This is a genomic window from Arcicella sp. (genome assembly GCF_964672035.1).
The window spans coordinates 12743-25887 of sequence record NZ_CBABQS010000008.1 but is presented as its reverse complement, the minus strand read 5'-3'; the positions used below and the strand labels follow the sequence as shown (position 1 = coordinate 25887).

15 protein-coding genes are annotated in these 13145 nt (G+C 35.9%); 3 read left to right on the top strand and 12 right to left on the bottom strand.

The window, feature by feature from the left end:
- Positions 1–62 precede the first annotated feature (62 nt).
- Positions 63–833, top strand: a complete 771-nt coding sequence (locus AC1W31_RS03645) for a GLPGLI family protein (RefSeq protein ID WP_481733046.1) — start codon at positions 63–65, stop codon at positions 831–833.
- On the opposite strand, the gene AC1W31_RS03640 is transcribed toward AC1W31_RS03645, so the two are convergent.
- Positions 830–1396 carry a hypothetical protein gene (locus AC1W31_RS03640; RefSeq protein WP_481733045.1) on the bottom strand — a complete coding sequence of 189 codons (567 nt, stop codon included), beginning with the start codon at positions 1394–1396 and terminating at the stop codon, positions 830–832. The genes AC1W31_RS03645 and AC1W31_RS03640 overlap by 4 nt on opposite strands.
- Positions 1397–1673: 277 nt before the next feature.
- On the opposite strand from AC1W31_RS03640, the gene fbaA reads away from it, so the two are divergent.
- Both fbaA and rplS read left to right on the top strand, forming a co-directional pair.
- Positions 1674–2756 carry a class II fructose-bisphosphate aldolase gene (gene fbaA / locus AC1W31_RS03635; protein WP_481733044.1) on the top strand — a complete coding sequence of 361 codons (1083 nt, stop codon included), beginning with the start codon at positions 1674–1676 and terminating at the stop codon, positions 2754–2756.
- Positions 2757–3090: 334 nt separating this feature from the next.
- The gene (gene rplS / locus AC1W31_RS03630; protein ID WP_481733043.1) at positions 3091–3456 is read left to right on the top strand and encodes a 50S ribosomal protein L19; all 366 of its coding nucleotides are present in this window, start codon (positions 3091–3093) and stop codon (positions 3454–3456) included.
- Positions 3457–3682: 226 nt separating this feature from the next.
- On the opposite strand, the gene AC1W31_RS03625 is transcribed toward rplS, so the two are convergent.
- From AC1W31_RS03625 to AC1W31_RS03575, 11 genes are all read right to left on the bottom strand, one after another.
- A complete protein-coding gene (locus AC1W31_RS03625; protein ID WP_481733042.1) occupies positions 3683–4474 on the bottom strand; it encodes a DUF475 domain-containing protein in 792 nt (263 codons plus the stop codon).
- Between the two features lie 22 nt (positions 4475–4496).
- Positions 4497–6005, bottom strand: a complete 1509-nt coding sequence (locus AC1W31_RS03620) for a protein kinase domain-containing protein (protein ID WP_481733041.1) — start codon at positions 6003–6005, stop codon at positions 4497–4499.
- 38 nt (positions 6006–6043) lie between these two features.
- Entirely contained in the window at positions 6044–7408 is a 1365-nt protein-coding gene (locus AC1W31_RS03615; RefSeq protein WP_481733040.1) for a PP2C family serine/threonine-protein phosphatase, read from the bottom strand.
- A 56-nt stretch (positions 7409–7464) separates the two neighbouring features.
- Positions 7465–8547: a TerY-C metal binding domain-containing protein gene (locus AC1W31_RS03610; RefSeq protein ID WP_481733039.1), complete on the bottom strand. Its 1083-nt coding sequence runs from the start codon at positions 8545–8547 to the stop codon at positions 7465–7467.
- Positions 8548–8557: 10 nt separating this feature from the next.
- Positions 8558–8812 (bottom strand): hypothetical protein, encoded by a 255-nt coding sequence (locus tag AC1W31_RS03605; RefSeq protein ID WP_481733038.1) that lies wholly within the window; start codon positions 8810–8812, stop codon positions 8558–8560.
- On the bottom strand, positions 8812–9447 hold the full coding sequence (locus AC1W31_RS03600) for a vWA domain-containing protein (RefSeq protein WP_481733037.1): 636 nt from the start codon (positions 9445–9447) through the stop codon (positions 8812–8814). Before AC1W31_RS03600 ends, AC1W31_RS03605 begins: the two co-directional genes overlap by 1 nt.
- 13 nt (positions 9448–9460) lie before the next feature.
- Positions 9461–10099, bottom strand: coding sequence for a vWA domain-containing protein (locus AC1W31_RS03595; protein WP_481733036.1), 639 nt, complete (start codon positions 10097–10099; stop codon positions 9461–9463).
- 36 nt (positions 10100–10135) lie between these two features.
- Positions 10136–10795 carry a TerD family protein gene (locus AC1W31_RS03590; protein WP_481733035.1) on the bottom strand — a complete coding sequence of 220 codons (660 nt, stop codon included), beginning with the start codon at positions 10793–10795 and terminating at the stop codon, positions 10136–10138.
- Positions 10796–10860: 65 nt separating this feature from the next.
- Positions 10861–11415 carry a TerD family protein gene (locus AC1W31_RS03585; RefSeq protein WP_481733034.1) on the bottom strand — a complete coding sequence of 185 codons (555 nt, stop codon included), beginning with the start codon at positions 11413–11415 and terminating at the stop codon, positions 10861–10863.
- 14 nt (positions 11416–11429) lie between these two features.
- A complete protein-coding gene (locus AC1W31_RS03580; protein WP_481733033.1) occupies positions 11430–12272 on the bottom strand; it encodes a phosphoribosyltransferase family protein in 843 nt (280 codons plus the stop codon).
- Positions 12272–12970, bottom strand: a complete 699-nt coding sequence (locus tag AC1W31_RS03575) for an HAD family hydrolase (RefSeq protein WP_481733032.1) — start codon at positions 12968–12970, stop codon at positions 12272–12274. Before AC1W31_RS03575 ends, AC1W31_RS03580 begins: the two co-directional genes overlap by 1 nt.
- Positions 12971–13145 lie beyond the last annotated feature (175 nt).

The window sequence follows — 13145 nt, the reverse complement described above, 5'->3', positions numbered from 1 at the left end:
AATTTTCAATTAATAATTTAATCATTTGAAATTCAGGGTTTTAGTATTGGATAAGACCAAAAATGCCTGATTCAGAAACTGATATGAAAAATACATTAATCATAATTTCCATATTTCTAATTTCCTTCGCAACTCATGCGCAACAAGAAGGAATGGTGCGTTATACTCGCACGGTATATTGGACAAAATTAAATTCGACCTTATCTTATCTCAGTAAGCAAGAAAAGGAAAAACAAGCCTACATGTTTGGGGGTCGGGATGAGTCATCGGAATATACACTGCTCTATTTCAATGAAAAAGGAAGTTACTACAAACAATCAGAACAGCTCAATTCGTGGGAAGAAAAATACGATTATAATGGTCGGAAAGAAGTCTTTGGCATCAAGCGAGATTTTGAGAAAAATACGATAGCAGAAGTTTTTGAAATGATTGGTAAAACCTACCTCATGGAAGATTCATTGAAGGAATTGGACTGGAAAATTCTGAATGATATCAAAGACGTAGCGGGGCATATTTGCATGAAAGCGATGATACAAGATACGATCAAAAAACAAAAAATTATCGCTTGGTTTGCCCAAGATATTCCTATTAATGCGGGTCCAGAAAGACTTTATGGCTTGCCTGGATTAATCATGGAATTGAACATTAACGACGGGGCGATGATTGTGGAAGCCACAAAAATTGAACCCTTAAAAATTACTAATGAAATGGAATTGCCCAAAAAAATGAAAGGCAAAAAAATTAATGAATTAGCTTACCAAGATATGCTTCGGAAGTTTATTCAAGAGAAAATTAAAGAAGAACGAAATCCATTTTGGAGTATTCGGTATTAACTCGGTCGCAACAATGGACTCGAATAAGGCAGATGATATAAATGGAAAAAATGCCTTTTGTTAATTCTATAATTCTGATTCGTGAAGACTTTTATCAAATAACTTACCCCAATTAACCCAGCACTCACGCCAGCGATTGTTGGGTTAATTTTTACAGGTGTATTTTTTAGCTGATTCAGCACCTCAATCGTAAATAATATTACGCCCGCACCCCCTAATATACCCGTACCCCGAAAAGCAATTGGATTGTTATTCCCGCCCAAATAAATCTTTTTGATGTCTTTAAACTTTAATTCTTGTAAATCAAAAATGGTATTTTGTTCTTGATAAGGAGAATAAAAAAATGAACTATCTGTCATTCTAAGAATTTGGAAATTATGCTTTTTACGGTCTGAAACGGTATTAATAATGATATTATCGCCTTCAAAGAAACTAATGTTCTTCTTCCTGCCCGTCATTTGGAGTGAAAGGCAACGAACAAAAGATTCACTTTTTGGAAGAATTTGCGAAAATACGTTCGTAGTATTTGCCAAGAAAAGAAATAGGAAAAGTTTTAATTTCATAGCTTTTTGGTTTGAGTTTTCCTTTCAAACGACAAATATCAACGTATATTTCTGTAAGTTCAGCCAATTAACATTAATTAACGTTCTTGATAAAAAAGAGCCTTAAGGTTCGTATATTTGCAGAGTAGGAAGTGGCGTAAATATCTATAATATTTGGAAAATACAATTTTATCAAAATATTATTCTGTTAAAATGTAAAAAACAAATGATTTTATTTATTTAGCTTCCTAATATCCAAAGAATTAATCAAGACAATTTTTAACAAGAGAAAATAATTATGTCAAGTCTATCTTCCCAAAAAGGGGTTTTGTACGGAGATGCCGTTCAAGAGCTTTTTGAAATCGCTAAGAAAAATCAATTCGCTTTGCCAGCCGTAAACGTTACGGGGACAGATACAGTGAACGGAGTTTTGGAAGCTGCCAAAGCGGTAAACTCACCCGTCATTGTTCAATTCTCGAACGGTGGAGCTCAATTTTACGCAGGTAAATCTTTACCAAACGGAAAACAAGAAGCTTCAATTGCCGGTGGAATTTCGGGTGCTCATCACGTACATCTTATGGCGGAGGCTTACGGTGTGCAAGTAATTCTTCATACTGATCACTGTGCTAAGAAATTATTGCCTTGGTTAGACGGTTTGTTGGATGCAGGTGAAGCATTTTATGCACAACATGGCAAGCCATTGTTCTCTTCACACATGATTGATTTATCAGAAGAACCAATCGAAGAAAACATCGAAATCTGTAAGCACTATTTAGCAAGAATGTCTAAAATCGGAATGACTTTAGAAATCGAATTGGGCGTAACAGGTGGTGAAGAAGACGGGGTTGATAACTCAGATATTGATTCGTCAAAATTATATACTCAGCCTTCAGAAGTAGCGTATGCTTACGAAGAATTGAGCAAAATTTCTCACCGTTTCACCATCGCTGCGGCTTTCGGAAACGTACACGGCGTTTATAAATCAGGAAACGTTAAATTGTCTCCAATCATTTTACATAATTCTCAAGAATTCGTAAAAGAGAAATTCGGTTTAACGGCTGAGAAACCAATCAACTTTGTATTCCACGGAGGTTCAGGTTCATCACGTGAAGAAATTCGTGAAGCACTTTCTTACGGAGCCATCAAAATGAATATTGATACCGATTTGCAATGGGCATTCTGGGAAGGTATTTTGAATTTTTACAAAGAAAAAGAAGGATACTTACAAGGACAAATTGGAAACCCAACGGGCGAAGATTCTCCAAATAAGAAATTCTATGACCCACGTGTTTGGTTACGTAAGGGCGAAGATACTTTCGTAAGCCGTTTGAAATTGGCTTTCGAAGATTTGAATGCTTTGAATGCCAACCAGTATTTGTAAGATTTTTTGAATGATAAAAAAAAGCGTCTTGATTAATTTCGAGACGCTTTTTTATGGATAATTTTCAGAGAACCGCTTTGAATTTTTTGAATTCTTATTTTTACACAATAAAACGAGCCTAAGAAAATTATAGATAGAGAATTGAACAGTAAATTTTATCTTTTACCCCTTTCAATTCCAGCAATCATTCCGTACCTTTGCAGTCCCAAACAAAAATAATTATGTGGCTGGGCAGTCTTTATTAAGTAAATGCTTAATAATCAGACCTTTAAAGCTACCGCTGGTAATTTTTTCGGAAAATAAATCAAAATTTTCAACAGTAAAAAAACAAAAAATGAACGATTTAATTAAGTTCGTAGAGTCTGAAAATGCTGCACGCCGTGCAGATTTGCCCGAGTTTTCAGCAGGTGATACCGTTAATGTACACGTAAAAATCCGTGAAGGTGCTAAAGAGCGTATTCAGGTTTTCCAAGGAACAGTAATCCAACGTCGTAATGCAGGTGCAGGTGAAACATTCACAGTACGTAAAATTTCAAACGGAATTGGTGTAGAAAGAATTTTTCCTTTACTTTCACCAAACGTTGATAAAATCGAAGTATTGCGTAGAGGTAAAGTTCGTCGTGCAAGATTATTTTATCTTCGTGGCAAACAAGGAAGAGCAGCCAAAGTTAAAGAATTGGTTAAAAAGAAAGTTAAGTAATCATTTGGTTATTAGACATATAGTAGAAAAGTCGCTTCTCACGGAGCGACTTTTTTATTGGGTTTACGTTTAAATAGTTGCTATATTTTTAAAATAATTCATCAGTATCGGTTGGCAATTTTATTGTGGACTTTCTTGTAGTTATACATTTATGTAAATCACAACAAAAGAGGCAGAAAATTTGCCTCTTTTATCCTTCTAAAACTGATTTTTACTACTTTAAAAATCAAACGTCTTCATGTATTTTAGGAACATTAAATAATAAAGAAGTAATAATTGGAAGAAAGAAAATGATAACTGTTACAACCGAAATGCCAATATCAGCCGCATGGCTACCCAGAAACCGGCTTACAGCGCTTTCAGCATAGAAATGTTCATAAAGAGATAAGACCAATTTTACCCCCAAAATTGCAATTACTACAAAAGCGGAGGTTTCGAGAAAACTATATTTTTCCATTAAGGTTACAAACCACTGAGCAATAAATCGCATCGCTAAAATTCCAATAAATACGCCAATACATACTAAAATAATGTTCGGAGAAAACGCTACGGCAGCAAAGACATTATCAATCGAAAATGCCATGTCCATTAATTCCACTAAGGCGACTGTTGCCCAAAATGTGCCTAACGAACCAACAGTCAATTTATAGAGCCAATTACTTTCTTTATCAATGAAATCATCTTCTTCTGTGTCTGTCTGTTTTCCTTTCCACCAATCAAAAACTAAGTATAAAAGATAAAGACCTCCCAACGATTTTAGCCACCATATTTTGATAAGAGCCGCTGCAAAAATCATGGCTAATCCTCTGAAAAAATAAGCTCCCCAAATACCATATTTCAAGGCTTTATCACGTTGGTTTTGAGGTAAATCCATCACCATTGTAGCCAGTACGGCTGCATTATCCACTGACAGTAAACTTTCTATAATAATTAGATTACCAATGATGGCAAGCGAATTCCCTGGGTGACTAATTACGTCTTGCCAAAGAATATTAATTTGTTGAATAAACTCGTTCATATTTAATGGGTAAATGGTGAAATTATTGGTTTGCCATCGTAATGACTACTACTCGGCCTCCTTCTTCTTTTGATAATAATAGTTTTTTGCCATCGGTTAATTCCACCATTTCGTTGATTCCAATCATTCTGTCATTGGTTAAATCTTTAAGACCTGTTAGATTTTGATTAACTAAGACCCAAGCATTATTATGAAAGGTAAAATAACCAACGGGTGTTTTTTGGGCTACGGTCAAGCGTTCATTCCTCGGAATATTTCTATTGACGTGCCATTGAAAGAGATATTGATTGTGATAAACCATTAAACGATGATTTTCTGGTCGCCAAACAGTGGGCTTGAATTCGTAGTATAAATCTAAAACGGGTAAGGTCCCTTTATGAGCCGTTCCGCAAAACGGACATCGAGGCGTAGTGGAATTATCAAAAACGTACCATTTTTGTTCACAAGATGAATTACTGCACGGTTGCATCAAATCGGTCGTTTTCAATAAGGCTTGCTCCCACATATCCGCATTGGGGCGTTCATAAGGGTTATGCAATCCTTTGATAAATGCTTGGTCGAAAAGTTCTTTTAGGTAAGGCCCCGTGAGCGTATAGGGCAACTTGTTTATATCTGACCAATAAACATCCCACTTTGAAATCTGATTCATTTTGGGTCTGTTGGAAGCATCTGTGGGGTGTTCGATGAATAAGGATTTTTCTCCCATCGAAAGTAAATCGTCCTTTTCAGTATCTAAATCATGCACTTTCCCACCTTTTAAGGGATGCCTGTGGAGGAGATACATGTACACCAAACAAGCAAGGGCGTGGAGATCAGTCAAACGATTGGGGAGTTTTCGGTTGGTGTCAGTTTTGTCCAAATGTTTGGTTGTAAGCACTTCAGGAGCAATAAAATCAGCCGTTCCGATTACCTCCGCAGCGTATAAACCTGGCACTACCAAACCATCCAAATCAATCATACAAGCTGATTTTGTGACAGGGTCAACCAAAACATTATTGTATGATAAATCTGAATGAGATAATCCCATTTGGTGCATTTTTTTTACGCCCCTTGCCAAATTAACGCATATCTGAAAATAGCCCAACCAATTTCCTAATTCACTTTCATCTAAACGTAGGGGGAATGCCCTGTTTCTGAATTTTGAACTTGCAAACCACTTTCCATTTTTCTCTTCTCCTTTGATTAAATCGCTGGTAGCATAACCCGTTTTGAAGAAAAATTTTGGGTTATAAATCGGAACAATCAAACCCGTTTTGCCATTCGTTTCTATCACATCCGTGGGCCAGCGGTAGATTTCCTCTAAGTAATAATCTCCCGCTTCTTTAGATTTTATAGCGTTGTAATATTGCGTAACAATTTTTGTAAGGCGTTCTCTCTGATTAAAATCTTGTTTTTCTTTAAAAATAGCAACCACATATTTTCTGTCGGGACTAAAATATACATTTTTAGCCGTCCCACTTTTTGGGTTTCCGTTATCAACGTATTGATAAGTGGAGTCGTTTATGATTGATTTTACTGTAATTACACCCATAGTGATTAATAATTGAATTTAATGCGTTGTTTAAATTCTTAAAATACTACTGCCAAAGTTCTGTCATCATGGTTGCCAGAACTCCAAAAGTCCATCCACGCTGAAAGTTGACTGGCGATTTCCGTATTTTCGGAATTGAATTCTACGGTTATTTTTTCTTCATTATTACCGCCTAAATCAGCCAAAAATTCTTTCCATTTTTGTATTTTTTCTAAATTGGCTTCCACCACAAATTTTGGGTCGTAAATCCCATCCGTCATGAGCATTAGATAAGCGAAATCATCTACCAATTTAAAGCCAAAACGGGTTCCAAATTTATCGCTATTGAATATTTCGGGCATGGTGATAAACCGTGTTCCACCACCATATTCACCCACATCTAACCAATTCATTAGTTTAATCTCGGTTAAATCAGTATTTAATAATCCAATCGGACAATCACCCACGCCAAACGATAAAATGGCGTAGCCAAATTCATATTTTTTAAACAAAATAAAGATTAACGTACTGTGAAAATCCTTGATATTTGCTTCGGTTTTAAGGGCAAAATCGGCTAATTTTTGATGTACTTGAAAGGCGGCACTTCCCAACTTATTATAGACAAAAACGTTGAGCTTTTTTTGGGTATCTTCCCCCGTGCCTAAGTTGTGTTCTTGCAGCAGACGGTCAAATTCTGAGAAGGATTCTGGTGTTAAATTTTCCGTAAAATAGTCAATAATGCCATCACAAGCTATTTTTGAGCCTTGTCGAGCGAGCCTAGCACTGCCCGCACCATCGGCAACGCAAACCACATTCCAACCCGTTTCAGGGAAGTTTTTGAAGGCAAAATCATCATCTCTAAACGAGCCAACATTGGCATGAGAACGCCCTCTTTTCGAAGCAATAACAAGGTGTTTTTCACCCAATTGTTGGAAATCTTGAACGTTGTCTTCTTTCCAATAATTATTCTCTGATTTTGTACTGGGAATATCTTTCCAGAGGGATTTTGGATTGGCGTTGATAATCAAAGAAACCCTTTTTTCATTCAATTCAGAATCATCGGGTTCTCCTGCCACCCTAAATTTCATCTTTATTTTAAAATCACCACTTTGCGTTGGATTTCCTCTGATGGTTTCGGTTTCATTGTTGTATTCCAACCCATAATTTTCTAAATTTTCAAATTCTGAATAAATTATATCATTCATTTCCAACTTCACAAAATCCAAATTGACCAAATAAGGTTTATCAACCATCGCATTTGGGACGATAAGGTGTTTTTCTATGATGTCTTGAATAGTAGATTTTATTTTCCATTTATCTATCATCATTTTTTGGTTTTCCTGTATGACTCGCACGGCATTTATAATTGTTTCTTCTTGAATAAACGCTTCAAAGAGTTGCGTTCTATTCTTGGGGACAAGCATGTTTTTTTGAGTAAACAGAGTGCTAATGTATTGCTTTAGGTTGTTCATTTTAAGTTCTATCCTTGTGTTCTGTTTACATCAAAACCGCCACTGCCCGACCCGTAAGTGCCATTTACGCCACAAGAAGGGCAAGTTGCTTTCATTTCAGCCGTTTTTTCATCAATATTTTGCAAACCAATACAATGCAATTCTCCGCAACTACACATCGCAAAAGCGAATTGATTGCCGCAACAAGGACACGAAGGCATTCCGATTAATTCTTCGGTATTTATTTTTGCAGCCATACCATTTTCATCCGAAAGTTCGGAATAAGATGAACTGTCCATTTGAAATGCTCCCACCAAATGATAAGAAAGCGTTTGGTAATTTAACCCAAAAGTAGAAGAATCACGCAAGGCTTTTTTGTATTTTATCAAATAAGGGCGTTTTGTATTCTGACATTTCCCTGCCAATACCACAAAATTATGATCTATGTATTGAGAAGGGACGGTTTTTACTTGGCTAAAATCAATTTTAGTAAGTGTGTCATCATCCAATTTTGCTAATTCAAAACCCGAATTACTATTTTCAACCCGTACACTACTGGTTTTGATGGAATCCGTTACCCACTTAAAAAACTTCTGATAATCTTCGGACGTGGCATTATTGAATTGTAGAACATTCTCAGTTAATTCGCCCAAAAGCGAAGTATCCGTATTATCTCCGAAAGAAATAGCAACCATATTGGCGGTACGTTGCCAATTTTGTTTCCATTCGTTAATCGCATTTTTTGAATCGTCAGTGGGAACACCATCCGTAAACAAAAACACAATCGGTTTCCAATCGCCTTTTTGTTCCATCGTAGTTTTTACGATATTTCTTCTCAATTCAAACATCAAATGTCCCAAACCATTGCTCAGAGAAGTGCCTCCGCCAATGGGAAATCGGGGAGGATAAAAACTTACAACCTCCTGCAAAGGTACTAAGGTTTTAGCTTGTCCAGCAAAAACAATAATCGAAATCCAAACGGTTTCAATGGCGTGTGGGTCGGTTTTGATGGATTTAATAATGGTTGCCATCCCATCTTCCACCTGCCTGATTTGGTCGCCAACCATTGATTCTGATACGTCAATTAAAAAATAGATGGGTAGTCTTCTCATTGTAGCTATTTTAAAAATACCAATTCAACAATAACAAAATAACCAACAAAACAATTTGGGTCATATCAACCGAAAGACCGATTCCGACCTCAAATGGCTTAAAAAATGATTTTAGACTATTCAAAATGGGCGTAAAAATACTATTAAAGAAATCAAAAGCGCTTTTGAATTGACCCGTTAATTTGTCTTTGTATGGTAATAATTTTGAATAAAGAAACAGTCCAATGATGAGGACATTAATGAAAATATGGAGGATTAAGTACATTAAATTACAATATTTATTTCGCTTGGAGGAGGCGGTAAAGCAATTGTTTCACCCGTTCCTTGACTTTTATTTCCTTGTTCGATAGTCTCTGAAACCCATTTGAAAAACTGTTTCAACGTGGCACTATCGGCATTATCTAAATGAATAACATTATCGGTTAATTCTTTCAACAAACTATCATCCGCCAATTTCCCAGCTGCACAACAAACAATAGCGCCAAAATTAAGGGCTTTTATTTGGGGAAGCATCTCTCGATAGAGTTGTAAATCGTTGGGTTTGCCATCTGTAAAAAGAAACAATAAAGGCTTCCAATCACCCTTTTGCGTTGGACTACCTTTGATAATATCCGTTTTTACTTTCTGATGTAACATCTCCAAAGCTCTTCCTGTATGCGTTGGACCACTTTGTGGACAAGTAATTTCGGGTAATTGAAAAGAAGCTAATTCCGTGAGGGGAACTATCTCTTTCACTTCTCTATCGAACGTTATAATGCAAATCCACAAAGAATCCAATGCTTGAGCATCCATTCTAAGGGTATTTATCATCCCACTCAAAGCATTATTTAAGGCTTGTATAGGTTCGCCATACATGGAGCCAGAGGTATCTAATAAAAAATAAACGGGTAATCTTCTCATTTGGAATGTTCAATTAGACAACAATATTCAATTCTGATGGGGGAGGAGGCAATTCTTTTAGACCTTGTACTTCCTTTCCACTGTCTTCTACTTTGGTCGAAGATACGCCAATGGAAGCTGTTACCCACAAAAAGAATTTTGAAATACTGGCACTATCTGCCGTGTCTAAACTCACTACGTCATTCGTAATTTGCTTCAAAACGCTCGTGTCAGCCTTATTTCCGGCGGCACACGCAATCGTGAAAGCAGTTTTATGCTTTTTGAATTCCGTTAAACCACTTTGCCAATTATCCGTCGGAATACCGTCCGTCATAATGAAAACCAATGGTTTCCAGTCGCCTTTTTGTTCCATCGTTGTTTTGGCAACTTCCTTTTCTATACAATTACTAACCAATTTGAGAGCTTCGCCCAAAGCCGTTACACCCGAAGCCTTCAAATCAACCATTTGGAAAGAAGCCAAATCGGTCAAAGGAATAATCTGCTGTGCCGTAGTATCAAATGTAATAATACTAATAAAAGCCGTTTCGATGGCTTGCGGATTTTGGCGTAATGAACTAATCATCACTTGTACGCCATTTTTAACGGCTTCGATAGGTTCGCCACTCATCGACCCAGACGTATCTAACAATAAATAAACGGGTAATCTTCTCATGTGTTTAGACCCTTGCGGGCGATAATTTTCCGAATTTTACAAATACGATTGCATAATTCTTTGGATGGTTTGTCCCAAGAATGAATCTTCCGTTGGGTCGCCGATGGCATCAAATTTCCATTGGTCGTTTCTTTTATATAATTTTCCTAAAATTAGGGCGGTTTTTCCTTTATATTGAGGTTCCGCAGAAACATTATACGAAGCAAAAACCGAATTTACTCTCGTAGCTGTCCCCTCAAACATTCGGATTTTAGCGTATGGAATCATTGAAAAATCTTCTTTCCCCACGTTATTTAAAAAGAAATAAATCTTTGAAACATTGGGATTAATTTTTGTTAAATCAACGGTAATAATTTCATTATCTAAGCCATCATCTCCACCCGAATCACCCTGTAAATCGTCGCCAGTATGTCTCATGGCGTTATCAAAAGTGCTTAATTTTCCTTTTTGTAAACCAAATTTTTGCAGAACTGACAAATTATATAGTGGTGAATAAATAAAATCAACCATATTATTGTTATTGTCCACCAGCACGCAACTCAAGTCTAAATCTACGTTGGTTTTGTTGGTTGATAATCCAAAAAATCCTTTTGTTTCAATGGCTCCCCAGTTTGCTCCAACGCAAAAATTGGTGAGTTCAGAACCTGATTCTTTTCTGAGGTCTATTTTCTGACCTTTCGATAAATTAATTGCCATGATTATTTTTAGTTAAATATTTGTACGAAACTTAGGTAATTCACTAAAATTGAGCTGTTCGCTCCTTAATTATATTTGGTCAGAAAATCCTCTAATCCACCTTTCATACCTGTGCCAACCGCTTCAAATTTCCAGTCCGTACCACGTTTATAAATCCGACCAAATTCAATGGCCGTTTCAATTGAAAAGTCTTCTTCCAGTTCGTATTTAAGGATTTCGGCATTAGAATTTGAGTCAAAAATTCTGATATAAGAATTACGGACTTGCCCAAAATTTTGCTTTCTATCTTCCGCTTCGTGAATCGTTACAACAATACAAATTTCTGTTGCATTCGTATCAATTTTTGATAAATCTACGTTGATTTGCTCATCATCACCATCGCCATCACCCGTGAGATTATCGCCCGTGTGTTCAACCGCACCATTGGGCGTTTTGGGATTATTATAGAAGACAAAATGACTATCACTGAGAATCTTTTTGTTTTCGCCCATCACGAAAACCGAAGCATCCAAATCGAAAGCCATCCCCGTTGAAGAACTGTTGGTATCCCAACCTAATCCCACCGTAAATTTTGGAGCATTGATTGATTCTCGTTGCCCTTTTTGTAAGTTAATTGCCATGTTATTTTTGGTTTTTACGAAATATAGACTGTATTTTTTGCTCTAAGCGTTACTTCTTTTTTAATTGTTTGTAAATTCTCCTGATACGCCTCAATGGTATGGTAACTATTGCCAATCGCCATATCATACAATAAATCAAGAAAAGAAATGGAATGATTTTGAAGGAATATTTGGAATGAATTAGGCTCACTATTCAAAATGTATTTCACGATTCTTGTATTAATCGAAAACGTCCCATTTTTGATAATATCATCCAAATCAAAGATGGATTTTACATGATAATAATTCAGATAATTCTCGATGTTTGGGTGAATATTTCGGTTAATTAACTCGGCAAAATATAAAAGATACGTTTCGTTTTCTAAGCTATATTGCTCCAACATTTTCGTAATCATTCTTTCATGGCTACCAGTAATGCGAATGTCGTCCAAAAAAATTAATACTTTATCCTTCAAAAAATCTTTGTCAATGTGAAAAGTGTCATTTCCAATTAGATTTAATCTTTGGGCTTCGTCTAATGCTCCGTAATCTTCTCTATAAGTAATACTACGAGTTACTTTTGTTTCTTGAACAACGGGTAAATTGTTTGCTACCAACCATCTATTTAACCGAAAAACGAAGTAGTTTTTCATGCCAAAAGTAGCCGTTGGAATAAAAGCGTAAGGACTGGGAATGACAACTATTTGTTCAAGAATAGGTTTTTTTGTCAGATAATTTTCGATAAATCCTTCTGCCAAAGCATTGCCGAATTCCTTTGCAATTGAATCATCTCCGTATTTGAATTTACTGTATTTTTTTGGACTGAATCCAAAAATGTCAGCACTTTGAATCTTATGTAGTGAATATGTGTGTTGCATTATTTCAATAAGTCAGCAATGGTATTGAGGTTTGAATTTACTTGAAAGCTTTTGATTCCCAGACGATTAGCTCCGTGAATGTCGGCAATTATATTATCGCCAATGTGAATTATATCATTCAAAAATAGGTTGTCACGCTTCCTTTTTTGATAGATTTTTTCAATCATCAAAGAAAAGAATTCAGCATTGGGTTTAGATAAATTTACCTCATCAGAATACAATTGAAAATCAAAGAGGTGAGCTATTCCTATTTTTTCTAAAGCAATTCTGAGCGTTGCTCCTTTTATGAAGCCCGTATTGCTCAAAATATTCATCGAAACATCAGAGATTTTTTTAAGTGAATTTAAGGTGGAAAGTGTTTCAGGGTGGTAAATTGTGGGAATATATTGGAAGAATAATAGTTCCATTTCGTGTAGTAACCATTCCATATCAAGGTCTTCAAAAATGGAATTTGAACCGTTTAGTTCGTAAATAATCATCAAATACATCTCTTCAACATCAAGGTTTTTCCCCGATTTTTGGTTAATGGCATTACTCATTAAATCTATTTTGCGAAAAAGAAGTTCAACTTCCTCCAACGGTTTTCCATTAGCGTTCAAATGCTTGTGAAAGAATAACGCTCGCTCTTTTTTAAAGGTAGGATTGGATTTAATAAGGGTAAGCCAAAGGTCAAAAGAATAATGTTTGTATGTTTTCATGGAAGTGATAATGGGTGCAATGAATTAGTTAATATTTTGGTTTTTCAAGGATGCCATTTGAGAGTAGTTTTTTTGAATTTCTCAAATATAGTTATTTTTTCTTTTTCAAAAATGTTTTTCATCAATATTGTTTTGAATGGTCATATCTGGGTACGGACTATGGGAATTTTTGTAA